The organism is Maribacter sp. 1_MG-2023 (genome assembly GCF_030547005.1).
In the GTDB taxonomy this organism is placed as follows: Bacteria; Bacteroidota; Bacteroidia; order Flavobacteriales; family Flavobacteriaceae; genus Maribacter.
On sequence record NZ_JAUOPN010000016.1, the window covers coordinates 39805 to 65286 of the forward strand.

General features: G+C 33.7%; 26 protein-coding genes. 16 read left to right on the forward strand and 10 right to left on the reverse strand.

Features of this window, described 5'->3' with window-relative positions:
* Positions 1-71 precede the first annotated feature (71 nt).
* From Q4500_RS15755 to Q4500_RS15770, 4 genes are all read left to right on the forward strand, one after another.
* Positions 72-1937, forward strand: coding sequence for a DNA topoisomerase IV subunit B (locus Q4500_RS15755; protein ID WP_303600557.1), 1866 nt, complete (start codon positions 72-74; stop codon positions 1935-1937).
* 25 nt (positions 1938-1962) lie between these two features.
* Complete coding sequence (locus Q4500_RS15760; protein ID WP_303600558.1) at positions 1963-4623, forward strand: DNA gyrase/topoisomerase IV subunit A; 2661 nt, start codon at positions 1963-1965, stop codon at positions 4621-4623.
* A gap of 8 nt (positions 4624-4631) precedes the next feature.
* Complete coding sequence (mscL, locus tag Q4500_RS15765) at positions 4632-5060, forward strand: large-conductance mechanosensitive channel protein MscL (RefSeq protein WP_303600559.1); 429 nt, start codon at positions 4632-4634, stop codon at positions 5058-5060.
* Positions 5061-5168: 108 nt separating this feature from the next.
* The gene (locus tag Q4500_RS15770; RefSeq protein ID WP_303600560.1) at positions 5169-6125 is read left to right on the forward strand and encodes a sterol desaturase family protein; all 957 of its coding nucleotides are present in this window, start codon (positions 5169-5171) and stop codon (positions 6123-6125) included.
* 424 nt (positions 6126-6549) lie between these two features.
* Here Q4500_RS15770 and Q4500_RS15775 read toward each other — a convergent pair whose 3' ends face one another.
* A complete protein-coding gene (locus Q4500_RS15775; RefSeq protein ID WP_303600561.1) occupies positions 6550-6927 on the reverse strand; it encodes a hypothetical protein in 378 nt (125 codons plus the stop codon).
* A 72-nt stretch (positions 6928-6999) separates the two neighbouring features.
* On the reverse strand, positions 7000-7365 hold the full coding sequence (locus Q4500_RS15780; RefSeq protein ID WP_303600562.1) for a helix-turn-helix transcriptional regulator: 366 nt from the start codon (positions 7363-7365) through the stop codon (positions 7000-7002).
* Positions 7366-7624: 259 nt separating this feature from the next.
* Here Q4500_RS15780 and Q4500_RS15785 point away from each other — a divergent pair, with 259 nt between their 5' ends.
* The 3 genes from Q4500_RS15785 (at position 7625) to Q4500_RS15795 (ending at position 9932) form a co-directional block, all read left to right on the forward strand.
* Positions 7625-8728 carry a M14 metallopeptidase family protein gene (locus Q4500_RS15785; protein ID WP_303600563.1) on the forward strand — a complete coding sequence of 368 codons (1104 nt, stop codon included), beginning with the start codon at positions 7625-7627 and terminating at the stop codon, positions 8726-8728.
* Between the two features lie 116 nt (positions 8729-8844).
* Positions 8845-9324 carry an Lrp/AsnC family transcriptional regulator gene (locus Q4500_RS15790; RefSeq protein WP_027066901.1) on the forward strand — a complete coding sequence of 160 codons (480 nt, stop codon included), beginning with the start codon at positions 8845-8847 and terminating at the stop codon, positions 9322-9324.
* A gap of 86 nt (positions 9325-9410) precedes the next feature.
* Positions 9411-9932, forward strand: coding sequence for a DinB family protein (locus tag Q4500_RS15795; RefSeq protein WP_303600564.1), 522 nt, complete (start codon positions 9411-9413; stop codon positions 9930-9932).
* Here the strand turns inward: Q4500_RS15795 and Q4500_RS15800 are convergent.
* Together Q4500_RS15800 and aroB are read right to left on the reverse strand one after the other, a co-directional pair.
* Positions 9929-10258, reverse strand: coding sequence for a hypothetical protein (locus tag Q4500_RS15800; RefSeq protein WP_303600565.1), 330 nt, complete (start codon positions 10256-10258; stop codon positions 9929-9931). The genes Q4500_RS15795 and Q4500_RS15800 overlap by 4 nt on opposite strands.
* A gap of 108 nt (positions 10259-10366) precedes the next feature.
* Positions 10367-11428: a 3-dehydroquinate synthase gene (gene aroB, locus Q4500_RS15805; protein ID WP_303600566.1), complete on the reverse strand. Its 1062-nt coding sequence runs from the start codon at positions 11426-11428 to the stop codon at positions 10367-10369.
* A gap of 111 nt (positions 11429-11539) precedes the next feature.
* Here aroB and Q4500_RS15810 point away from each other — a divergent pair, with 111 nt between their 5' ends.
* Complete coding sequence (locus tag Q4500_RS15810) at positions 11540-12706, forward strand: proline dehydrogenase family protein (RefSeq protein WP_303600567.1); 1167 nt, start codon at positions 11540-11542, stop codon at positions 12704-12706.
* 6 nt (positions 12707-12712) lie between these two features.
* Here the strand turns inward: Q4500_RS15810 and Q4500_RS15815 are convergent, their stop codons facing one another.
* The 6 genes from Q4500_RS15815 to Q4500_RS15840 all read right to left on the reverse strand — a co-directional run bounded on the left by Q4500_RS15815 (position 12713) and on the right by Q4500_RS15840 (position 17553).
* Positions 12713-13102: a DUF4258 domain-containing protein gene (locus Q4500_RS15815; protein WP_303600568.1), complete on the reverse strand. Its 390-nt coding sequence runs from the start codon at positions 13100-13102 to the stop codon at positions 12713-12715.
* A gap of 70 nt (positions 13103-13172) precedes the next feature.
* Positions 13173-14372 (reverse strand): alanine dehydrogenase, encoded by a 1200-nt coding sequence (locus tag Q4500_RS15820; RefSeq protein WP_303600569.1) that lies wholly within the window; start codon positions 14370-14372, stop codon positions 13173-13175.
* A 95-nt stretch (positions 14373-14467) separates the two neighbouring features.
* On the reverse strand, positions 14468-15127 hold the full coding sequence (locus Q4500_RS15825; RefSeq protein ID WP_303600570.1) for a hypothetical protein: 660 nt from the start codon (positions 15125-15127) through the stop codon (positions 14468-14470).
* Positions 15128-15234: 107 nt separating this feature from the next.
* A complete protein-coding gene (locus Q4500_RS15830; protein WP_303600571.1) occupies positions 15235-15366 on the reverse strand; it encodes a hypothetical protein in 132 nt (43 codons plus the stop codon).
* A 221-nt stretch (positions 15367-15587) separates the two neighbouring features.
* On the reverse strand, positions 15588-15998 hold the full coding sequence (gene tsaE / locus Q4500_RS15835) for a tRNA (adenosine(37)-N6)-threonylcarbamoyltransferase complex ATPase subunit type 1 TsaE (protein WP_303600572.1): 411 nt from the start codon (positions 15996-15998) through the stop codon (positions 15588-15590).
* Positions 15999-16008: 10 nt separating this feature from the next.
* The gene (locus Q4500_RS15840; RefSeq protein WP_303600573.1) at positions 16009-17553 is read right to left on the reverse strand and encodes a PglZ domain-containing protein; all 1545 of its coding nucleotides are present in this window, start codon (positions 17551-17553) and stop codon (positions 16009-16011) included.
* An 87-nt stretch (positions 17554-17640) separates the two neighbouring features.
* On the opposite strand from Q4500_RS15840, the gene Q4500_RS15845 reads away from it, so the two are divergent.
* From Q4500_RS15845 to fabG, 8 genes are all read left to right on the forward strand, one after another.
* Entirely contained in the window at positions 17641-18870 is a 1230-nt protein-coding gene (locus tag Q4500_RS15845) for an HD domain-containing protein (RefSeq protein ID WP_303600574.1), read from the forward strand.
* Between the two features lie 23 nt (positions 18871-18893).
* Positions 18894-19910 carry a UDP-3-O-(3-hydroxymyristoyl)glucosamine N-acyltransferase gene (lpxD, locus tag Q4500_RS15850; protein ID WP_303600575.1) on the forward strand — a complete coding sequence of 339 codons (1017 nt, stop codon included), beginning with the start codon at positions 18894-18896 and terminating at the stop codon, positions 19908-19910.
* A 2-nt stretch (positions 19911-19912) separates the two neighbouring features.
* Positions 19913-21313 carry a bifunctional UDP-3-O-[3-hydroxymyristoyl] N-acetylglucosamine deacetylase/3-hydroxyacyl-ACP dehydratase gene (locus tag Q4500_RS15855; RefSeq protein ID WP_303600576.1) on the forward strand — a complete coding sequence of 467 codons (1401 nt, stop codon included), beginning with the start codon at positions 19913-19915 and terminating at the stop codon, positions 21311-21313.
* A 1-nt stretch (position 21314) separates the two neighbouring features.
* Positions 21315-22100: an acyl-ACP--UDP-N-acetylglucosamine O-acyltransferase gene (gene lpxA / locus Q4500_RS15860; RefSeq protein ID WP_073244065.1), complete on the forward strand. Its 786-nt coding sequence runs from the start codon at positions 21315-21317 to the stop codon at positions 22098-22100.
* Positions 22101-22145: 45 nt separating this feature from the next.
* Positions 22146-22712: an elongation factor P gene (efp, locus tag Q4500_RS15865; protein ID WP_299799485.1), complete on the forward strand. Its 567-nt coding sequence runs from the start codon at positions 22146-22148 to the stop codon at positions 22710-22712.
* Positions 22713-22745: 33 nt separating this feature from the next.
* Positions 22746-23681, forward strand: coding sequence for a UDP-3-O-(3-hydroxymyristoyl)glucosamine N-acyltransferase (locus Q4500_RS15870; RefSeq protein ID WP_303600577.1), 936 nt, complete (start codon positions 22746-22748; stop codon positions 23679-23681).
* Positions 23682-23751: 70 nt separating this feature from the next.
* Positions 23752-24624, forward strand: a complete 873-nt coding sequence (gene sucD / locus Q4500_RS15875; RefSeq protein ID WP_133671017.1) for a succinate--CoA ligase subunit alpha — start codon at positions 23752-23754, stop codon at positions 24622-24624.
* A gap of 106 nt (positions 24625-24730) precedes the next feature.
* On the forward strand, positions 24731-25480 hold the full coding sequence (gene fabG / locus Q4500_RS15880) for a 3-oxoacyl-[acyl-carrier-protein] reductase (RefSeq protein WP_299317027.1): 750 nt from the start codon (positions 24731-24733) through the stop codon (positions 25478-25480).
* The last annotated feature ends 2 nt before the right edge of the window (positions 25481-25482 follow it).

Sequence of the window (25482 nt, forward strand, 5' to 3'; positions counted from 1 at the left end):
TTTAACAGATAGGGGTTTTATCTTTTGCCGAGTGGTGCTATCTTTAACGCAACTTTCTTAAACTTTTTTAAATGTCCCAAGACACTACTCAATATACTGAAGATAATATACGCTCGCTCGATTGGAAAGAACATATCCGATTACGACCTGGTATGTATATCGGTAAATTGGGAGATGGTTCGTCTGCAGATGATGGTATCTATATTCTCCTGAAAGAGGTAATAGATAACTGTATTGATGAATTTGTAATGGGGGCCGGTAAAACCATTGAAATATCTATTAAAGATAAAGTGGTCAAGGTTAGGGATTACGGTCGTGGTATTCCTTTAGGTAAAGTTGTGGATGTAGTTTCTAAAATGAACACCGGTGGTAAGTATGATAGTCGTGCTTTTAAAAAATCCGTAGGATTAAATGGTGTTGGTACCAAAGCTGTAAATGCATTGTCCAGTTTTTTTGAAGTGCAGTCTTCTAGAGACAACCAATTAAAAACAGCTCAGTTTAGTTCTGGTAATTTAGAGAATGAAGTTGGGCCTGAAGAAACGGGTAAAAGAAAAGGTACCAAAGTTACTTTTGTACCAGATGAATTAATTTTTAAAAATTATAAATATAGAAATGAGTATGTAGAACGCATGCTCAAAAACTATGTGTACCTAAACCCAGGTCTAACTATAATTTTTAATGGCGAGAAATTTTATTCTGAAAACGGATTAAAAGATTTACTTGAGGATAACAATAATATGGATGATATGCTTTATCCTGTTATTCATTTAAAAGGAGAAGATATTGAAGTAGCTATTACGCATAGTAAAACTCAATATAGTGAAGAATATCATTCTTTTGTAAACGGTCAGCACACAACACATGGCGGTACGCATCAAGCTGCATTTAGAGAGGCAATAGTTAAAACCATACGTGACTTTTATGGTAAGACTTACGACGCTTCTGATATTAGAAAATCTATTATTTCGGCAATTGCTATAAAAGTGATGGAGCCGGTTTTTGAAAGTCAGACCAAAACCAAATTAGGGTCTACCGATATGGGGGGTAATTTTCCGACGGTACGAACCTATATCAATGATTTTATTGGTAAATATTTAGATAACTATCTTCATAAGAATACAGATACGGCAGATAAGCTTCAACGTAAAATTATGATGGCCGAGAAAGAGCGTAAAGAGCTTTCGGGTATTCGAAAGTTGGCACGCGATCGAGCTAAGAAAGCTAGTCTTCATAATAAAAAACTTAGAGATTGTAGAGTTCATTTAGGTGATATCAAGCATGATCGAAGATTAGAAAGTTCGCTATTTATTACCGAGGGTGATTCAGCATCCGGCTCTATTACCAAATCAAGAGATGTAAATACACAGGCGGTATTCAGTCTTAAAGGAAAGCCATTGAATTCTTATGGTATGTCTAAAAAGATTGTTTATGAGAATGAGGAATTCAACCTATTGCAAGCTGCACTGAATATAGAAGAGTCTATTGAAGATTTACGTTACAATAATATAATAATAGCGACTGATGCCGATGTTGATGGTATGCATATTCGATTATTGTTAATTACGTTTTTCTTGCAGTTCTTTCCTGAGTTGATAAAAGAAAATCACCTTTATATTTTACAGACTCCTTTATTTAGGGTTCGGAATAAAAAGGAAACGATTTATTGTTATAGTGATGAAGAGCGCCAACATGCGTTAAATAAATTAACTGGAAAACCAGAAATAACTCGATTTAAAGGTTTAGGGGAGATTTCACCAGATGAGTTTAGACACTTCATTGGCGAGGATATTAGGCTGGAGCCTATAATGCTTGATAAGGCAATGTCTATTGAAGAACTGTTGAGTTTTTATATGGGAAAAAACACTCCCGATAGACAAAAATTTATAATTGAAAACCTTAAAGTAGAGGTTGATTTAATAAAAGATAAAGTAGTATAAACTAGATTAATACGATTACTTCTGAATGGAGGAAAATGACGATTTGAACGAGGAAATAAACGAAAGCCTTTCCGAAGAAAATAGTACTAATAGTGACTCTTCTGAGGCACTGACCAGAGTGTCTGGCATGTATAAAGATTGGTTCTTGGATTACGCATCTTACGTAATCTTAGAACGAGCAGTTCCTGCTATTGAAGACGGATTTAAACCTGTACAACGACGTATCATGCATTCTCTAAAAGAGCTTGATGATGGTCGCTACAACAAAGTAGCTAATGTAGTTGGGCATACCATGCAGTATCATCCACATGGTGATGCTAGTATTGCAGATGCCATGGTTCAAATTGGTCAGAAAGATCTGTTAATAGATACTCAAGGTAACTGGGGTAACATTCTTACCGGTGATAGAGCTGCTGCTTCTAGGTATATAGAGGCTAGACTTTCTAAATTCGCATTAGAAGTTATATTTAGCCCTAAAATTACCGAGTGGCAAATGTCTTATGATGGTAGAAAAAAAGAGCCTGTAAATCTACCTGTTAAATTTCCATTACTATTAGCTCAAGGGGCAGAAGGTATTGCTGTGGGTTTATCCACTAGAGTATTGGCTCATAACTTTATTGAGCTTATTGATGCTTCTATTAAGCATTTAAAGGGACAGCGATTTAAAATCTATCCCGATTTTCCCACGGCAGGTATTATAGATGTTACAAACTATAATGACGGACTCAGAGGTGGTAAAATTAGGGTTCGAGCAAAGATATCTCAGTTAGATAAGAACACACTAGTAATCAATGAAATACCTTACGGTACTAATACTGGTAGTTTAATAGAATCTATCTTAAAGGCTAATGAAAAAGGCAAGATTAAAATTAAGAAAATTGAGGATAATACCGCTGCAGATGTTGAGATTTTAGTACATCTTCCCTCTGGTATTTCCCCAGATAGAACCATCGATGCCTTGTATGCCTTTACAGCGTGCGAGTCTTCTATTTCTCCACTTGGTTGTATTATAGAGGATAATAAGCCTTTGTTTATTGGGGTCACAGAAATGCTTAGAAGGTCTACGGATTCTACGGTAGAATTATTGAAGCAAGAGCTCGAAATTCAGCTTAAAGAACTTGAAGAGCAATGGCATTTTGCTTCTTTGGAGAGGATTTTTATTGAAAATCGTATCTATCGTGATATTGAGGAAGAGGAAACTTGGGAAGGTGTAATAGCCGCAATCGATAAAGGTTTAGCACCTTTTACAAAACATCTGAAGCGAGCGGTTACTGAAGAAGATATTACTAGACTTACCGAAATACGTATAAAGAGAATTTCAAAGTTCGATTTAGATAAGGCTCAGCAGTACCTAGAGAGCTTGCAAGAGCGTATTGCAGAGGTGAAGCATCATTTGGCTAATTTGATTGAATTCGCAATAAACTACTTCAAGAATCTTAAAGAAACTTACGGTAAAGATAGAGGACGTTTAACCGAAATACGTGTTTTTGATGATATTGAAGCTACAAAAGTTGCCATTAGAAATACTAAGCTCTATGTAAATAGAGAAGAAGGTTTTGTGGGCACTTCTTTAAAGAAAGATGAATATGTTACCGATTGTAGTGATATAGATGATATCATTATGATAACCAGTTCTGGTAAGATGATGGTGTCAAAAGTGGATTCCAAAATTTTTGTAGGTAAAGGTATTATCCATGTAGCGGTATTTAAGAAAAAAGATAAGCGCACCACCTATAATCTTGTGTATAAAGATGGTAAAGGCGGTGCTACATACATTAAACGTTTTAATGTTACCAGTATAACTAGGGACAGAGAGTATGATTTAACTACCGGTAAAGCTGGTTCTCAAGTGTTGTATTTTTCTGCCAACCCTAATGGAGAGGCTGAAGTAATAACAGTTTTGCTACGCCAGGTAGGTAGTGTGAAAAAATTAAAGTGGGATATTGACTTTTCTGATGTCTTGATTAAAGGAAGAGCTTCAAAGGGTAATATTGTAACGAAATATTCTGTTAAGCGCATAGAGCTAAAAGAAAAAGGAGTGTCTACACTGAAGCCTAGAAAAATTTGGTTTGATGATGTTGTGCGTAGATTGAACGTAGATGGAAGAGGAGAATTACTAGGGGAGTTTAAAGGTGATGATTTACTATTGGTTATTAATCAGAAAGGTATAGCAAAAACGTTTTTACCCGTACTAACTTCTCATTTCGATGACGATATGATTGTATTAGAGAAATGGATGCCAGAGAAACCTATCTCAGCTATTTATTGGGAAGGTGAAAAAGAACGTTTTTATATTAAAAGGTTTTTGATTGAAAGCGAAAACAAAGAGGAATTGTTTATTTCAGAGCATCCAAAATCATATTTAGAGCTTGTTTCTACAGACTGGAAACCAATGGTTGAAATTGAATTTCCTAAGCCTAGGGGTAAAGAAGCAAAAGAGAATGAATCTGTTGATATTGAAGATTTTATATCGATTAAAGGTATTAAAGCTTTAGGTAATCAATTTATCACGGAAAAGGTTAAAAATATTAATCTCCTTGATCCATTGCCATATGAACCAGAGGTTCCAGAAGAAATTGAAAATATTGAAGTTGTAGATGAAGAATCTGTAGCATCTGGTGATGAAACTGAGCGTTCTAAAGGTGAAGATGGTGCATCTGCTGATGAGCCAACATTATTTGATTAGTCGGAATTATGAAAAAATTTTTCGAAGAGTTTAAGAATTTTGCCATAAAAGGCAATATGATAGATTTGGCTGTCGGTATCATTATTGGTACAGCATTTAATAAGGTTGTAAGTACAATTGTTTCTGCTGTTATTATGCCTCCACTTTCTTTATTGACAGACGATGTTAACTTATCAAATAAGAAATGGATCCTTAGAGAGGCTGTAGATTCAGTTGAAGAAGTTGCAATAGGATACGGTGAGCTTATTGAGTCTCTCTTAGATTTTGGAATAATAGCTTTTACCATTTTTGTAATGGTGAAATTTATAAATAGGTTTAAAGAAAAATCTGAAGACCCATCAAACAAAGAAGTTGAAACTCCTAAAAACATAGCTTTGTTATCTAGTATGGAGCAGCTATTGAGAGAGCAAAACGCCATACTTAAAAATGAAAAGTAATTAAACTGTTTAATTATTGAGTTGTCTTATCGTTGGATAGAATGTTTAGATTAGACAAATTGAAAGAATAATTGCTTTTATAACTACCTTTACGAAAATTTTGAATTAATGGATTTCACTAACCCCCTGGTGTACGGCGCACCAGCCTTTATTGCCTTTATTTTATTAGAATTAACCTACAGCAAAACTCATGGAGATGATGATCTTTATGATTGGAAAGATTTTGCAGCTAGTAGTGTTATGGGAATTGGATCTGCTATAATCGGTCCTTTATTAAAAGTAATTTTATTAGTTGTTCTTTTTGAGTATGCTTACGAGTTATTTAACCCATTGGTTGATGGTGTAAGAACAAATATTATGGGGTATAAGTCGTTCGGCTATGCTTGGTATGTTTGGTTACTTTGTCAATTAGCAGATGATTTTACGTACTACTGGTTTCATAGAGCAAATCATGAGATTCGTATTCTTTGGGCGGCACATATAGTACATCACTCTTCAGATAACTTTAATCTTGGCACTGCTATTCGTAATGGTTGGTTTACTTTGCTTTACAAGCCTTTTTTCTATGTTTGGATGCCCATTATTGGTTTTCCTGTAGAAATGGTAGTAGTTTGTTTAGCAATTGAGTCTTTCTGGCAGTTTCAATTGCACTCTCAGTATGTTCCAAAAATGGGATTCATTGAGAAAATATTCAATACGCATACAATGCACCAAGTACATCACGCTCAGAATGTGGAGTATTTAGATAAGAATCATGGTGGATTTCTAAATTTTTTTGATAAGATTTTTGGAACTTGGAAAGAGTATGATGAAAATATTGATGTAAAATTTGGAGTAATTCATGCTCCAAACTCTAATAACCCTATAGTAATTCTTACTCATGAGTTTAAAGATATTTGGGTAGATACTAAGAAATCAAAAAAATTAAGTCACAAGTTAATGTACATATTCGGACCTCCGGGGTGGAGTCATGACGGCAGCACTATGACTGTTAAGCAACAACAGCGACTGTCTGAACAACAAAAACAGGCTAATCCTGGTGTTACCTTTGATAGACCTAATTAAAGTCTTAAAAAGGGCTTAATTAGAATTATATATCTTTTTAAGCTAATAGTAGTAACGATAAAAGCTCCAATTAAGCAAATGCTTAATTGGAGCTTTTGTTTTAAAATTGTGATAAGACTTTAAGCTACTATTGCGGTTAAAGTTTTTTTTGTTCCTTTTCAATTCATGAATTTCTTCATGTTACAAGTCACGCAGTCAGTGTTGAAAACGCAAAATGTTTCCTTAGATATTTTTAGGATTGAAGCGCGAAATAATGGTGTTAAAAGTGTATACTTGTTAGGTACTTAGCTTGTTTTATTAGGGTTAAGTTCACTAACGACAATAGATTTGATAATCATAATATTAACACTTAAGACTATTTCTGAAAACCTTAAAGTTGGTAGAGTGATTTAGGCATCTTTATTCAACAAAATTCAAACAATGCTTAGTTAGTCTTTATTGCAGTTCCTGTTTTTACAATTAGTTTTTTATTCGGATTCTTTACGGCACTTTTGTATTGAAAGGTGTATGATGAGTCGGTTGTTCTAATAATTTTATATTGAATAGCAGTTTTGCTATGAATGTCTTGTAAAACGAATTCGCAATCATTGAACCAGCGTACCGTGGCGCTATCTATTTTATTTTCATAATAGTCTACACTATAATCAGCTGTTCTTATAAATTTTCCTTCTTTTATAGTATCGCCAACTTCGTAGGTAAACTTAAAAGACCCCGTTTTGTACTTTTCGCAATCACGTTCAGGTTGATAGCATGAGCAAAGAATTATACTTAGAGCAGCTGTCAAAATCAAATTTTTCTTCATACTGCAAATTAAAGAAAATAGGAGTGAAGTTGATAGAAAAACGTAATAATAGTGCGTGATTATGTATAGATTTTAAAACTCAGAGTACGTTTTAAAAGTACCATCAGTATAGAACATAATTATACGTTCTAAGCTTTTTTCTTTCTTCTCGTTAGTAACTTTTGTTATGGCATCTTTGGCGTCACTAATTTCTGTAGTAGGGTTGGTTTTAGTTTTAGGGAAAGTTCCTGTTCCGTATAACAACCATTGTAAATCTACTTCCGCAAAGGCTTGATCGACCTTAATAATGAACTCTAAACTTGGTTTGTTTCTTCCGTTAAGCAAGTGAGAAATACTAGATCGTTGCACTTGTATTAAATCTGCAAACGCAGCAGATGATAATTCATTGTGCGCTAAAATGGTCTTTAATCTTGATAGAAAAGAAGTGGTATCTAACATGTTTACAAAGTTAATGCATTCTTTAATTTAGATTGTCAAAAGGTTAATGATGTACTTATAAAACTGAAAAATAAAGTAAAGTCTGTCTTTATCTTATATGTTTTAATATACTGAATTATAGTGTATTAATAATAAAATTTAAGAAAAAGTTAGAATTGTAAATTATATTAAAAGAACGAAGTAAATATAGAAATACTTTGTGTTTACAATTGTAAACAAAGGCTGTAGTATTTTTGCGTAGTATTAAAGCATTAGTAGAATGAAAGATTTGGATTATAATAAAATAATGGTACCTACCATTTCTAGAAGGTATATTAACTATGACCATATAAATGAGTTTTTAAAAACGTTACCGACTTCTTTTAAAATTGAAGTAGTTGAAGAATCGGTAAGAAAAGAATCTATAAAAAGTATCACGTTTGGTAGTGGTACAAATAAAGTTTTAATGTGGTCTCAAATGCATGGTAACGAATCAACAACTACTAAAGCGGTTGTTGATTTATTAAGTTATTTAAAACAAGACATTGCAGAAGTTTTAGAAATATCTAAATCTTGTACGTTAAAAATTATTCCAATATTAAGCCCTGATGGAGCTCGCGATTATACAAGGGTCAATGCTAATGGAATTGATCTTAATAGAGATGCACAAGATTTGTCTCAACCAGAGAGTCGAGTTTTAAAAGCTGTTTATGATAAATTTAAGCCAGACTATTGTTTTAATCTTCATGATCAGCGAACTATATTTAATGTGGGTGATACAAGTAAACCTGCAACGGTTTCTTTTTTGGCACCTGCTTTCGACCAAGACAGAAACAATTCGCCTTCTCGTACCTTAAGTATGCAGCTTATTGCGGCAATGAATGATAAACTGCAAAAAGAAATTCCTGGGCAAGTGGGTAGATATGATGATGGTTTTAACGCTAATTGTGTTGGTGATGCATTTCAAATGCGAGAAACACCTACTATATTGTTCGAATCAGGGCATTATCCTGGTGACTACGATAGAGATAAAACTAGGGTACTTATTTACAAAGCAATACTAAAAGGAATTCAAGTAATATCAAAAGGTACTGTTTCTGATTATACAGTAGAGCAGTATTTATCAATACCAGAAAATGGGAAACAATTTGTAGATATCTTGGTGGTTAATCCTAATTATATTGAAAATAGTATCACTAAAACTGAAATTGTACCCATACAGTATAAAGAGGTTTTGAAAGAGGGTGAAATAGTCTTTAAACCTCAATTACATCATTTTGATAAGATGCCTAAAGCTATATTTGGTCATAAGACATTGAACTGCAATGATGAAAATGATATTTTGTGGCTCAAAGAAAAGGATTTGTTGCAGCTGCTTTCGTGATATTTATTGTCTTATTTCTTTGAAAATGTAATATTGTTTACGTTTTCAGTAAAAAAAATCAAGTTTCAATGAATTTAATGTGATTATTTTTTATTTTTGGCAAAAATTTTACAACTATGGGCAAAGTCAAATTAGACGAAATAGACCACCAAATTCTAGATATGTTGATTGACAACACTAGAACCCCTTTTACTGATATTGCAAAAAAACTTCTTATATCTGCCGGTACGGTACACGTAAGGGTTAAGAAAATGGAAGAAGCGGGAATCATAAAAGGTTCATCACTTACTTTAGATTATGTGAAACTTGGTTATGCCTTTATAGCATATGTAGGTATTTTTCTTGAAAAAACACATCAAACTAAATTTGTGCTTGAGCGTTTAAATCAAATACCAAACGTTACCATTGCACATATTACAACAGGTAAATTCAATATTTTCTGTAAAATTAGAGCAAAGGATACTACACATGCCAAAAATATAATCTTTAAAATAGATGATATTGATGGTATTAGTAGAACAGAAACGATGATTTCATTAGAAGAAAGTTTTAATGATAAAAAACGTTTGATGCATACTATTTTTAATGAGTTATAGATATTAAGTTATTCAACTAACTTAAAAAAAGCCCGGTTATTTTTTATGATTGGGCTTTTTTGATTTTCAATTTTTAAATTTTCAGAATGACAGTTAAGGATTTACAAGAAGACGAATTACAATTTTTTTACGGTACTTATTTGAAAACTCTTGATGAAGAAGAAGATTTAAAATCTGCGTTATTAAGTGGCAGAAAAAGTTTTGAAGATTTAGTTCAAGGTTTAACTGATAAACAATTTTTATATAGTTATGGAAAAGATAAGTGGACTGTAGCTGAAGTTTTAGTTCACTTAATTGATACGGAACGTGTGTTTCAGTACCGTGCTTTTAGAATATCTAGAAACGACAAAACCTCATTACCAGGTTTTGACCATAATACCTTCGTTACAGAAAGTAATGCCAACCAACGTACAAAAGAAGATATATTAAAAGAATATCTTCATGTTCGTGATTCTTCTATTAGTTTGTTCGATACTATGCTTAATGCAAATCAAAAAAGAATGGGTACCGCTAGTGGTATTCCTTGGTCTGTAGCTGCATTAGGTCTGGTGATAAGTGGACACCAAAAGCATCATGAAAATATTTTACAAGAACGCTATTTTAATTAATCTAGCTCTTCTTCAGATTCCATTTCGAAGTTTAAATAAAGTGCTTTGGTCATATCTTCCGATTGCATAACTTCTTCTGGTGTTTTAGGTGTTAACTCCTTTTCTATGTTCTCTTCAAAATTTGCAATGAAGTTAGAAAGGCTTTTACTTATTTTAACTAAGTATAAGGTCTCGGCAGTTTTTAGTTCTACGGCTTCGACATAATCTCCTTTAATATTTTTAAAAGAAATGATGTCTTCATCACCATATCCATGAGGATAAGTTTCTATTAAAAGTGCAGCTAATTGGTGGTCTAATTTACGATAATTAATAAGGCGTCTTGTCATAACTTATTTATTTATAGAAGGTTGAGTTTATCTATATCTAAACTAGCAATAATTGCAACAAGTCAATTTTTAGAGTTGTGAAAGTGCTGTTTTAAGTATGTGAACTTTTTAAACTTTGTAGTAAGCGAATGCTTCAGTGAATAATTCTACAGGAATTTCAATATCATATTCAGGATTACCAATAGACTTTAATAATACAAAATTCACTCTACCATGTGAGTTTTTCTTGTCGTACTTCATTAGCTTAAGAATGTTCTCAATATCCTCATTTGAAAATTCTACTTTATCATATCTATTTAAAAAAGTAGTTTTTATATCGGCTAAAGATTCATTTGACAGTTCTAATATTTTATTAGAGAGATATCCTTCTAGAATCATACCAATGGCAATTGCCTCTCCATGTAATAACATTTCTTTCGAATCGCTTTCTAAGAAATAAGATTCTATGGCATGACCAAGTGTGTGTCCGTAATTTAAAATCTTACGTATGTTTTGTTCTGTAGGGTCTTGAAGTACCACCTTGTTCTTAATTTGAATAGATGTAAGAATGTGCTTTTTCATATCTTCTAAACAATCAGCTTTTTTCAAGGCTTCCCAATAGGTAGTGTCTTGAATAAGACCGTGTTTTAGCATTTCTGCAAATCCGCTTATTACCTGTCTATTTTCTAGTGTGTCAAGAAAATCAGGTACTACAAGAACCATTACTGGCTGATTAATTACCCCAATTTGATTTTTTAAAGAACCTAGGTCAACACCAGTTTTGCCGCCTACCGAGGCGTCTACCATAGATAATAGGGTAGTAGGTACATTGATAAAGTCTATTCCTCTTTTAAATGTAGATGCTATAAAGCCGCCCATATCAGTTAATACGCCACCACCTAAATTTATCAATATACTTTTACGATCGGCACCTAATTCAGATAAAGCTTCCCAAACGCCAACACAGGTTTCAATATTTTTGTTTATTTCTCCCGATTCAATTTCAATAATTTCAAACTGATAGTCACCATTAATTTCTGCCATAAAATTTGGCAAGCAAAGTTCATGTGTGTTTTCATCCACTAAAATAAAAATAGTAGAATATCTTTTTTCTGCTAGATGATTGTTCAATGCTTGAAAAGCATTTTCGTTGAAATGTACTGCGTAAGAATCTGAAATTATAGAATCCATCGAAAATATGACTTAGTATTAATGACTATTGAACCGCAAAATAAAGGTTATTTTTAGTCTTAGGATTATAAATTCTGTGATTATATTTGATCGTTATAGAAATTATAAAAAATGGACCAAATATTTGAAAATACTGCAACGGCATTTGCCTTAAAATCTGATTCAGAATTAGAAAGAGCTTATTTTCTTTTTAAAATGATATCAAATGAACCCCTAGTGAAAATTGGATCTGCTGTTACAAATTTTGCGTTTAAAGCTCATTTACCTGTAGAAGGCTTAATTAGAGCTACTGTTTTTGACCATTTCTGTGGTGGTGTAAACGAGCGTGATTGTTTGCCTGTGGTTGATCGAATGTGGGAAAAGGGAGTTTGTTCGGTTTTAGATTATTCTGTAGAAGGTAAAGAAGAAGAAGATCCCTTTGATTCTGCCACTGAAATAATCTTAACCATTTTAGACTTTGTTAAAGAAAAAGAGGCAATACCATTTGCTGTTTTTAAGCCAACAGGTTTTGGTCGTTTTGCTTTGTATCAAAAGATTAGCGAGAAAAAGGAACTCACCAAAGATGAAGAAGCAGAATGGCAACGTGTTATTAATAGGTTTGATAAAGTTTGTAAAAAAGCACACGACCTTGAAGTGTCATTGCTTATTGATGGTGAAGAAAGCTGGATGCAAGATGCGGCAGACAACCTTGCTGAAGACATGATGCGTAAATACAACAAAAAGAAGAGGATTGTATTTAATACGTTGCAGACTTATAGATGGGATCGCTTGCCTTATTTAAAATCGCTACAAGAACGAGCAAAGAAAGATGGATTCTTAGTTGGTATGAAAGTGGTGCGTGGTGCTTACATGGAAAAGGAAAATGACCGCGCCAAAGAAAAAGGGTATACTTCACCAATTTGTAAGACTAAAGCTGAGACCGATGATAACTTCAATGCAACTATTGAATATATGATAGATAATCTAGATTCGTTATCTATATTTTCGGGTACACACAATGAAGATAGTTGTTATCGTTTAATGGAATTGATGGAGGAAAGAGGTGTCGAAAAAAATAATACCCATATTTGGTTCGGACAGTTATATGGAATGAGTGATCATATCTCTTATAACCTAGCTGCAAATGGATATAATGTCGCTAAATACTTACCATTCGGACCAGTACGTGATGTGATGCCTTATTTAATTAGAAGGGCAGATGAAAATACATCGGTAGCCGGACAAACAAGTAGAGAGCTTTCATTGTTGAAAGCAGAAAGAAAACGTAGAAAAATATAATTGAGATTATTTTCGTTCTACTTTATCAATAGAAGCTTTTTCAATACAATTTCTCACTGTAAATATATAATCTCGTTCCTTGTAATCAGACTCTACAATGTAGGTTTTGCAAGGAACGGATTTTGTATCACTTTTACTGAAATCAACATCTCCCTCTGTTAAAATGTAGGTAACACCAATAGAATCTAATTCAAACTCTTTTAGTTTTTGTGTTGCTTCGTCGCTGTAATACATAGATTTAGATCTAATGTCTTTTAACGTTCTACAGTCTGGTAGGTAGCAGAAATATACTCCCGTTTCTTGAGATTTCTTTTTTAGAAAAAAGGTCAGAAATACGATGCCTATAGATAAGCCAACCAAGAAAAAACCTAACCTTTTAATAAAATCCATATTCATGCTTCCATACTTTTAGGGTCGCAAAATTATGCCTTTTAAAATGGATAGGAAAAGGAATGCACTTAGTATTCTAAAAAATAAGGAAATTTATATCACTGTATTGTAGATCGAACCATTCACCTACAGATTTATTAGTCAATATTCCGTGGTACATATAAAGTCCGTTACGTAAACCTTTGTCAAAACGAAGAGAATTTTCTAATCCTCCATCTTCTCCAATTTTTAATAAATAAGGAGTGAATATGTTGCTTATACTAACGGATGCTGTTTTTGGATATCTAGACGGAATGTTTGGTACGCCATAGTGAATAACATCAAATTTCTTTCTAGTGGGTTTATTGTGGCTCGTTATTTCGCTAGTTTCGAAACAACCGCCAGTATCAATACTTACATCAATAATAACAGCTCCTTTTTTCATGTGCTCTACCATAGTGCTAGTTACAACAACGGGAGATCGATCCTTACCTCTTGTTGCTCCGATAGCTACATCGCAACGTTTTAAGGCTTTTAAAAGGTTTTTAGGTTGAATAGTAGATGTATAGACTGTTTGTTTTAAGTTAGTCTGTATGTTTCTAAGTTTGGTAATAGAATTATCAAAAACCTTGACATTTGCACCAATACCTATTGCAGAGCGTGCTGCGAACTCACCGACTGTTCCTGCGCCAATAATAACGACTTCTACAGGTGGTACACCACTAATATTTCCGAACATTAGTCCGTTACCATTATTGTTGGCTGCCATTAGTTCTGCTGCGATTAGTACTGAAGAAATACCGGCAATTTCACTAAGTGAACGAACTGCAGGATATTTACCTTCTTCATCACGAATGTATTCAAATGCAATAGCGGTAATTCGCTTTTTTGCAAGTTCTTCAAAATATTCTTTATACTGTGTTTTGATTTGCAGAGCAGATATGATGGTTGTCTGCGGATTTATATATTCTATTTCTGTTAGAGTAGGAGGCTCTACTTTTAGAATTAGGGGGCAAGCGAAAACTTTCTTAGTGTCTCGAGTGATTTCTCCACCAGCAGTAACATAATCAGCATCAGAGTAATGAGCGCCTTCGCCAGCTCCAGATTCTATTAAAACACGATGTCCGTTTGCAGTTATTGCATTTACGGCATCAGGAGTAAGGCAAATTCTTTTTTCTTGGTATTGGTTTTCCTTCGGTATACCTATAAATAATTCTCCTTTTTGACGCAAAACCTCGAGGGTTTCCTCTTGTGGAATTAATTGGTGCTTACTAAAAGGGGAAGTGGGTTGGTTCATAACTTAATAATGAGTTGTTCAAATCAATGACTTGAAACTCAAATGTACAATTTTTAAAGAAATGAATGATTTGTCCTTTTAAAGTTATTGAATAGTTATGATTTTAGTTGTAACCAACCTTGAATACGATTTTGAACAGTCTTAAAAAAATTCTCTAAGTTTCCTGTAGATAATTTCTCGTTTATATCTTCAGATATGGTTGGGATTTCAGCGCCTCGCTCATCGGGTTTTTTTATGCTGCTAATATCATTTTTATTACTAATTCCTTTTGCTTTCAGTTCTTCAAGTTCAGCCTCAATTGCTTCTAAATCAATTCCATGGACGTGTTTATCATACAATTTAATACGGATAAAATAAACAAAAGGAATAGTTATCATACAAACAGGAATCAACCACCATATATTATCTGTATCAATCATATTATCTGAATCATAAAACACTTCAAAAAATTGAAATGCATACATCGCGATTGGTATGAGGATGATATGATACCACCAGTTTCTAGAGGTTAAAAACCAAAAAATCATTAAATAAAGCGGAACAATTTTAGATGTTAAATACCATAGGTAAGTTAGGGTATCTGGAAAACCGTTATTTCCTAAAGTGAAACCTAAAATTATAGCATCACCATTTTCGTCATATGGCAAGTAGTCATATACTTTGTATAAAAAAGGTGAAATTGCTATAAAGAAAACTAGAAGAGTTTCTAAAAAAATCTTCTTTTTAGCTTTGGTTTTTTTTACTTTACTAATCATCGTACATAATAGTGTTACTATATGCTAACGACATAAAGTATTTATTATTATATACAAAAAGGGAGCAATATAATTGCTCCCTTTTTCAAACTACAGATTAGTTATAGTTAAATTCTTTTTGTCAATTTTCTTTTATCTACATTTAAATCTTGATTATCAAAATCAATAATCGGTGCAGTCATTGCTAAAAGAAATACGCCTAAAGCGATTGAAGCTAAGAATGTTTTTTTGTTTTTCATTTTCAAGGGATTTTTGGTTATACTAAATATTTAGTTCTCCTACAAACGTAAGAAAAAATACACAAATAGAACACCCTTAATCGTTAAAATTGTTCATTTTAACTGATTAATTGCACGTTTTGTCGAATTATTGGTTTTTCATCGAAAAAATGCAATAAAAATTCATGCCCGACGATACCAAATGCTAAAACTTAAAATCCACAATGCCTCAGTTCCCTTAATTACGAGAGTGTTAGCTTTCTCGTTTCTTCATCCAGAATTTCAATTTTTAAATACTGAACATCATTAGGGATTAAGCTTGGTATTTTTTCTGGCCATTCCATAAATATCCATCCACCGGAAGCTAAATAATCATCAAGCCCCATATCCATCGCTTCTTCTTCGTTGTCTAAACGATAAAAATCAAAATGATACCCAAGTAATTCACCAGATGCTAACGCGTATTCGTTAACCAAACCAAACGTAGGGCTGCTAACATTATCATTGCTGCCTAACTCTTTTATGAGTGCTTTGATTAATGTCGTTTTTCCTGCTCCCATTGGGGCATTAAACGCTAAGGTCTTACTGCTTGATGATTTTATAATCTTCTTAGCTATATCGTCTAATTCACTTTCAGTATAAATGAATTCCATATTTCTAAATTTATTTAGGTTCCAAAACTACAAAAGGTATTATCATTTCTTCTAACGAAACGCCGCCATGTTGGTAGGTGTTTCTATAGTAGCTAACATAATGGTTGTAGTTATTCGGGTAGGCAAAGAAAAAGTCATTTTTTGCAAAAATATATGAACTACTCATATTTATACTAGGCAAGTAAATAGATTTTGGATTTTTGGCGGCTATTACATCGTTCTTTTCATACGTTAGACTTCTACCTGTTTTGTAACGTAGGTTAGCGCTTGTATCTCGGTCGCCGACTACTTTAGAAGGTGATTTTACATTTATGGTACCATGATCAGTAGTTATAATCAATTTCATACCTAATGTTTGTGCTTGCTGAATAATCTCTAGCATAGGTGAGTTTTTGAACCAGCTTGTGGTTAAAGACCTATAAGACTTATCATTTGAAGCCAATTCTTTAATCACTTCCATTTCTGTTTTAGAATGCGAAAGCATATCTACGAAATTGTAGACGATAACCGTTAAGTCGTTATCTTTTTGAGTTTTGAAATTCTGACTTAAATGTTTTCCTTGTTTTAGGCTACTAATTTTGTGGTATTCCCATTTTAGATCTAATCCTAGTCTTTTTAATTGTGCACCTAAGAACTTGTCTTCAAATAAGTTTTTACCACCTTCATCGGTATCGTTTTTCCACCATTCAGGATATTTCTTTTCCATTTCAAGCGGAGTCAGACCAGAGAATATTGCATTACGTGCGTATTGCGTAGCTGTTGGTAGAATACTACAATACGAATCTTCCTTCTTCTTTTTATAAAATGAGTTGACCGTATCTTCAAAGGCGTACCATTGATCATATCGTAAGTTATCGACAACGATCAATAATGTTTTTGAATCTTTGATTTCAGGTGCTATCCATTCCTTAAATAAGGTATGAGACATGACTGGTGCGTCAGTATCCGTAAACCAATCTTCATAATTACGTTCTACAAACTTGCCAAATTGTTGATTTGCTTCCGTTTTTTGAGATTCTAGAATTTCAAACATTCCGCTGTCCTCAATTTCTTCTAGCTGCAATTCCCAATAAATCAATTTTTTATATAAATCTGCCCATTCATGATATGAATTTACCATAGATAAATCCATCGCAATCTTTCTAAATTCTTGCTGATAGTTACTAGTAGTCTTCTCAGAAACCAATCTTGAGTGGTCTAAATTCTTTTTTAAAGACAGCAAAATCTGATTCGGATTTACTGGTTTTATAAGATAATCGGCAATTTTAGAACCGATAGCATCTTCCATTATAGATTCTTCTTCACTCTTTGTAATCATTACAACGGGTAAAGAATTATCAATTATTTTTATTTCTGAAAGTGTCTCCAAGCCAGATATACCAGGCATATTCTCATCTAAAAAAACGATATCTACTCTGGTTTCGGCTAATTCTTCTAATGCTTCTTGTCCGCTTTGGCAGGTTATAACACTGTAATTTTTTGATTCTAAAAAGATGATATGGGGCTTGAGTAAATCGATTTCGTCATCTACCCAAAGTATTTTTATATTGTTCATTGTGTTATTATTTTACTGATAATCAATTTCTATCCTATTGCTTTTATATAACTTTGAAATGTTAATTTTAGAAAAGATATTACAATATTGAAGACATCAAACAAACTGAAAATCTTTAATGACCCAATTTACGGTTTTATAAGAATACCTAGTACGCTCGTTTTTGACCTGATTGCAGATCCTTACTTTCAAAGGCTTCGTAGAATTTCTCAAATGGGGTTATCGTATTTAGTATATCCTGGGGCACACCATACCAGGTTTCATCATGCATTAGGTTGTATGTATTTAATGCAGAAATCTATTCAAGTACTTCGTTTTAAAGGGGTTGAGATAACGCAAGATGAAGAAGACGGACTATTAATCGCTATTCTTTTACACGATATAGGGCATGGTCCTTTTTCTCATGCTATGGAACATAGTATTGTTGAAGGTGTAAGTCATGAGTTTATTTCGCTTCAATTCATGGAAGAACTTAATCAGCGATTTAACGGAAGTTTAACGGAGGCAATATCCATATTTACGGGCAATCACTCAAAAAAATTCTTAAATCAGTTGGTGTCTAGTCAGTTAGATATGGACAGATTAGACTATTTAAAAAGAGATAGTTTCTATACAGGCGTTGCCGAGGGTAACACAAATGCCGAAAGACTAATTACTATGCTAAATGTAGTCGACGGTAATTTGGTTATTGAAGAGAAGGGTATTTACTCTGTTGAGAAGTTTTTAATGGCGCGTCGATTTATGTATTGGCAAGTTTATTTACATAAAACAGCTGTAGTAGCCGAACGAGTGCTAATTAGTATATTGAAAAGAGCACGCTTTCTTATAGAAAAAGGGGAGTCTTTAAATTGTAGTGATGCATTAAAGTATTTCTTATCTAACCATATAGATATCAATAATTTTAATAGTAAAATATTAGCAAAATTTGCAAAGCTAGATGATGTTGATATTCTCGCAGCCTTAAAAGAATGGCAATTTTCAGATGATTTTGTATTGTCATCACTATGTGAAATGATTATCGATAGAAAACTGCTACATATTAAGGTAAAGAAAGAACCTGTGACAGAGGGTAAGTTTTTATCTCAGTTTAATAAGGTGAAAGAATATTATAAACTTACCGATGAAGAAACGTCTTATTTTGTCTTCAGAGGCGAGCTGAAAAATAAAGCATACGACAGGCAACATCAGACTATCAACATTTTAAGAAAAAATGGAAAGATAACCGACGTAGCTAAATTATCTGATCACCTTAATTTAAATGCACTTTCAAAAACGGTAACCAAATATTATATGTGTTATCCTAAAGAAGGGGTTTAACAATTTTTCTTACTTTTACGCTCATGAAATTTACAGCAGGTCAGATTGCAGGTATCTTAGAAGGAGAAGTGCATGGAAATCCAGAAATAGCCGTACATAAACTTGCTAAAATCGAGGAAGGCGAAGAAGGCTCCCTTACTTTTTTAGCTAATCCTAAATATACTTCATTCATTTACAAGACAAAGGCATCGGTAACGATAGTCAATAAGAGTTTTGTTCCAGAACAAGATTTATTTACCACTTTAATAAAGGTTGAAGATGCGTATAAATCGTTTTCTAAATTACTAGAGTACTATAACCAAGTTAAAAACAATAAGGTAGGCATTGAAGAACCGATTTTTAAGTCGGATACTGCAACCTATGGTGCCGATGTTTACATTGGTGCTTTTGCCTATTTAGGAAATAACGTAACCTTAGGCGATAATGTTAAAGTATACCCTAATGTTTACATTGGTGATAATGTGAAAATTGGTGATAACGTAATACTTTTTGCAGGCGCTAAAGTTTATTCAGAAACCATTATCGGTAATAATTGTGTTGTAAATAGTGGTTCTGTTCTTGGTGCTGATGGATTTGGTTTCGCACCAAATGAAGATGGTGAGTTTGTGAAAGTACCACAAACCGGTAATGTTATTTTAGAAGATAATGTTGATATAGGTGCTGGTACTACAATTGACAGGGCTACTTTAGGTTCTACAATTTTAAGAAGAGGAGTGAAGCTAGACAATCAAATACAGATTGCACATAACGTTGAAATTGGCGAACATACGGTTATAGCGGCACAAACGGGTATTGCGGGTTCTACAAAAATAGGCAAGCATTGTATGATTGGTGGGCAAGTAGGTATCGTTGGTCATATCGTTATTGGTGACAATGTAAAAATACAGGCACAATCGGGTATAGGAAGAAATGTTAAGGATAATGAAGTGCTACAAGGGTCACCCGCATTAAACTACGGTGATTATAACAAATCATATGTTCATTTTAAGAATTTACCGAGAATAATTAGTAGAATCGACACCTTAGAAAAGAAAGATTGACGATGAGTACAACAAACAGCAAACAAAGAACAATTAGTAAAGAAGTAAGCCTAACGGGAGTTGGTTTACATACTGGAAGCAATGTTACCATTAAATTTTTACCTGCAGATGAAAACCACGGTTATGCATTTAAAAGGGTAGATTTAGAAGGAGAACCAATTATACCAGCTGATGCTAACCTAGTTATAAACACGCAAAGAGGCACTAATTTAGAAAAAAATGGTGTAAAAATTCAAACTTCAGAGCATGTTTTGGCTGCTTTGGTGGGTCTTGAAATAGATAATGTACTTATAGAACTGAATGCTGCAGAGCCACCAATTATGGATGGTTCTTCTAAATTCTTTGTAGAAGTTTTAGAGAATGCCGGTATTGTTGAGCAACAAGCTGAGCGTGAAGAGTATATTGTTAAAGATGTAATTTCTTTTAAGGATGAAAAGACGGGTAGTGAAATAACAATTATACCATCAGATGAATATCAATTGATGACGATGGTTGATTTTGGAACTAAAGTTTTAGGAACCCAAAACGCTACCTTAGAAAAGCTTTCTGATTTCAAATCTGAAATTTCAAATGCCCGTACATTTAGCTTTCTACATGAGTTGGAAATGCTTTTGGAAAACGGACTAATAAAAGGTGGTGATTTAAATAATGCTATCGTTTATGTAGATAAAGAAATTTCTCAGGCTACCATGACGAAATTAGAGAAGGCTTTTGATAAAAAGAAGCTTTCTGTAAAAGCTAATGGTATTTTAGATAATCTGACATTGCACCAGCCTAACGAGGCAGCAAGACATAAGTTATTGGATGTTATTGGTGATTTAGCATTAATTGGTACACGTATACGAGGTAAGATAATAGCTAACAAGCCTGGTCATTATGTAAACAATCAATTTGCGAAGAAGCTTTCACAAATCATCAAATTAGAAAAACGAAATAAAGTTCCTAAGTACGACTTAAGCTTACCTCCTTTAATGGATATCCATAAGATAATGGATATGCTACCTCACAGACCTCCTTTCTTATTAATAGATCGTATAATCGAGCTATCAGAAACGCATGTTGTGGGTATGAAAAATGTAACGATGAACGAACCTTTCTTCGTTGGTCACTTTCCAGGAGCTCCTGTAATGCCAGGTGTTCTTCAAGTAGAAGCTATGGCGCAAACAGGTGGTATTTTAGTTTTAAGTACTGTACCGGACCCAGAAAATTATTTGACTTTATTTATGAAAATAGATAAAGTGAAATTTAAAAGGCAAGTATTGCCAGGCGATACATTAATATTTCACTGTAGTTTAATTACACCGATTAGAAGAGGTATTTGTCATATGCAAGCTTATGCATATGCAAATGACAAATTAGTAAGTGAAGCTGAATTAATGGCGCAAATAGTTAAAAGAACATAGAATGAATCAACCTTTAGCCTATATACATCCGGGAGCTAAAATTGCTAAAAACGTAGTAGTTGAACCGTTTACAACTATCCATAATAACGTCATCATTGGTGATGGTACATGGATCGGGTCTAATGTGACCATTATGGAAGGTGCTCGTATTGGTAAAAATTGTAATATTTTTCCTGGTGCAGTAATATCTGCTTCCCCACAAGATTTAAAATACGATGGTGAAGAGACTACCGTTGTAATTGGTGATAATACCACTATTAGAGAATGTGCTACCATACATAAAGGTACCTCTGATCGTATGAAAACCGTTATTGGTAAGAACTGTCTAATAATGGCATACTGCCATGTTGCACATGATTGCTTAGTAGGAGATAATTGTATTTTTTCAAATAACTCTACATTAGCAGGTCACGTTACTATTGGTGATAACGTAATATTAGCTGGTTTGGTAGCTGTACATCAATTTGTGTCGGTTGGTCAACATGCTTTTGTAACGGGAGGTTCCTTGGTAAGAAAAGATGTTCCGCCTTATGTGAAAGCAGCAAGAGAGCCTTTATCTTATGTGGGAATCAATTCTGTGGGATTAAGAAGAAGAGGATTTGTATCTGATAAAATTAGAGAAATTCAGAATATCTACAGAATTCTATACCAAAAGAACTATAACAACACTCAAGCTGTGCAAATAATTGAAGCAGAGATGGAAGCAACACCTGAACGTGACGAGATTTTGCAATTTATTCGTGATTCTCAACGTGGAATCATGAAAGGTTATTTCAGCAATAATTAAAGAATTACTTTAAACTTAAGTTAACAATATTAATACACATTACGAATGGCATCTACATCAGATATACGAAAAGGACTTTGCATAAGATATAATAACGATATCTATAAGATTATTGAATTTTTACACGTAAAACCGGGTAAAGGTCCTGCTTTTGTTCGTACCAAATTAAAAAGTGTTACGTCTGGTAAAGTATTGGACAATACTTTTTCAGCTGGTCATAAAATAGAAGATGTACGTGTAGAAACACGTTCTTATCAATATCTATATCCAGAAGGTGAAACATATCACTTTATGAACACAGATGATTACAACCAAATTACATTGCAAGAGAGTTCTCTTGATGCACCGGGACTATTAAAAGAAGGTGAAGTGGTTAAAATTATGTTCAATACAGAAGATAGTATGCCTTTATCTGTAGAAATGCCTGCAAGTGTAGTTTTAGAAATTACATATACTGAACCTGGTGTTAAAGGAAATACAGCTACTAATGCTACTAAGCCTGCTACAGTTGAGACAGGTGCAGAGGTGAATGTTCCGTTATTCATTAACGAAGGTGATAAAGTTAAGATAGATACTTCTTCAGGTTCTTATATGGAACGTGTAAAAGAATAGAATATATTAATTAATTAGAATTAAGCGAATTAATTGAAATTTCCGACTACTTTTTCATTAAAACAGATTGCAGAAATTATATCTAGCGAATATGTTGGGCATGATGATTTTCCGGTTTTAGGCATGAATGAAATTCATGTTGTAGTAAACGGAGATATTGTCTTTGTAGATCATCCAAAGTACTATGATAAAGCTTTAGAGTCTAAGGCTAGTGTTATTTTAATTAATAAAAAGGTAGACTGCCCTAAAGGCAAAGCATTGTTGATTTCAGATGATCCCTTTAGAGATTTTAATAAACTAACAACATTCTTTCAACCCTTTGTACCAAGTAGTCAGACAATTGCTGCTACAGCGAAGATTGGTAAAGACACTGTTATTCAACCCAATACCTTTATAGGTAATAATGTAGAGATAGGTGATAATTGCCTTATTCATTCAAACGTTACTATTTATGATAATTGTATTGTAGGTAATAATGTTACCATACATGCAGGTAGTGTTTTAGGTGCTGATGCATTTTATTATAAAAAACGACCTGAAGGTTTTGATAAGCTAATATCTGGCGGAAGAGTTGTTTTGAAAGACAATGTAGATATTGGGGCTCTTTGTACAATAGATAGAGGTGTAACTGGTGATACAACCATAGGATTTGGCACCAAGCTAGATAATCAAGTTCATGTGGGTCATGATACTGTAATAGGTGAGAAGTGTTTAATTGCTTCGCAAACCGGTATAGCAGGTTGTGTAATTATCGAAGATGAAGTTACGATTTGGGGACAAGTGGGAACCAATAGTGGAATAACAATTGGTGCAAAAGCGGTAATAATGGGTCAAACCGGAGTTACAAAATCAGTGAAAGGTGGTAAGAGTTATTTCGGTACTCCCATCGAAGAATCACGTGAAAAGTTGAAACAATTGGCATATATCAAGAAGATTCCTGAAATAATTAAAAAAATGGATAAGAAATAAGGGTGTAAATGCTATAAAAGTCATTAACAACTTATATTTTTGTTCTAATCAAAAATAAAACTACAGTAGTATGAGCGTATTAGTAAATAAGGATTCAAAAATAATCGTACAAGGTTTCACTGGTAGTGAAGGTACTTTCCATGCCGGACAGATGATTGAGTACGGTACTAATATCGTAGGTGGTGTTACTCCCGGTAAAGGAGGACAAGAGCATTTAGGAAAACCTGTATTCAACACGGTTTCTGAAGCTGTTGAGAAAGTAGGTGCAGATACTACTATCATATTTGTTCCACCAGCTTTTGCTGCAGATGCCATTATGGAAGCTGCCGAAGCAGGTATTAAAGTTATTATTACAATTACAGAAGGTATTCCTGTTGCCGATATGGTTAAGGTTGCCAACTATATTAAAAATAGAGATTGTCGTTTAATCGGCCCTAACTGTCCTGGTGTTATTACTCCGGGTGAAGCTAAAGTTGGTATTATGCCAGGTTTCGTTTTCAAAGAAGGTAATGTTGGTATCGTATCTAAATCAGGTACATTAACTTATGAAGCTGCTGATCAAGTAGTACGTCAAGGTTTAGGTATTACAACTGCAATCGGTATTGGTGGTGATCCGATTATTGGAACGACTACTAAAGAAGCTGTTGAGCTTTTGATCAATGACCCAGAAACTAAATGTGTGGTTATGATTGGTGAAATTGGTGGTCAGTTAGAAGCAGATGCTGCTCAGTGGTATAAAGCAAGTGGAAGTAAAAAACCAGTTGTTGGTTTTATTGCTGGTGAAACTGCACCTGCTGGTAGAACAATGGGCCATGCTGGCGCAATTGTTGGTGGTAGCGATGATACTGCTCAAGCTAAAAAACGTATCATGAGAGAATGTGGAATTCACGTTGTAGATTCTCCTGCAGAAATTGGCTTGAAAGTAAAAGAAGTAATGGGTTAAGAACTCATATTTTTCATATAAAATCCCGTTTATAGCGGGATTTTTTTTAGCCTATAAATTAAACAAAAGGTATATTTGGTAAACTTCGGTTTTAAATAACGGACTTATGAAATTATTACAAGATAAAAACGTCATCATTACAGGAGCAAGTAGAGGAATTGGTATGGGTATTGCCAAGGTTTTTGCCGATCACGGTGCAAATGTTGCATTTACTTATAGCTCTAGTGAAGCTCCAGCTTTAGAATTAGAGAAAGAATTGAAAGCAAAAGGTGTTAATGCCAAGGCTTATAAAAGTAATGCAGCTAGTTTTAAAGAAGCGGAAGAATTAGTAGCTAAGGTTTTAGAAGATTTTGGTGGAAGAATTGACGTATTGATTAATAACGCCGGTATTACAAAAGATAATCTGTTAATGCGTATGTCAGAAGCTGATTTTGATGCCGTTATCGATATCAATTTAAAATCTGTTTTCAATATGACGAAAGCAGTTCAAAGAACCTTATTAAAGCAACGTAGTGGCTCTATCATCAACATGAGTAGTGTTGTTGGGGTAAAAGGTAACGCTGGTCAAACAAATTACGCGGCTTCTAAAGCTGGGATGATTGGCTTTACAAAATCTGTGGCTCTTGAATTAGGTTCTAGAAACATAAGATGTAACGCTATCGCACCAGGTTTCATCGAAACTGAAATGACCGATAAATTAGATGAGAAAACTGTTCAAGGTTGGAGAGATGGTATTCCTCTAAAACGTGGTGGTTCTACTGAAGATATAGCAAATGCTTGTCTTTTCTTTGCATCAGATTTGTCTGGTTATGTTACTGGTCAAGTATTGAATGTTGATGGTGGTATGCTAACCTAAAT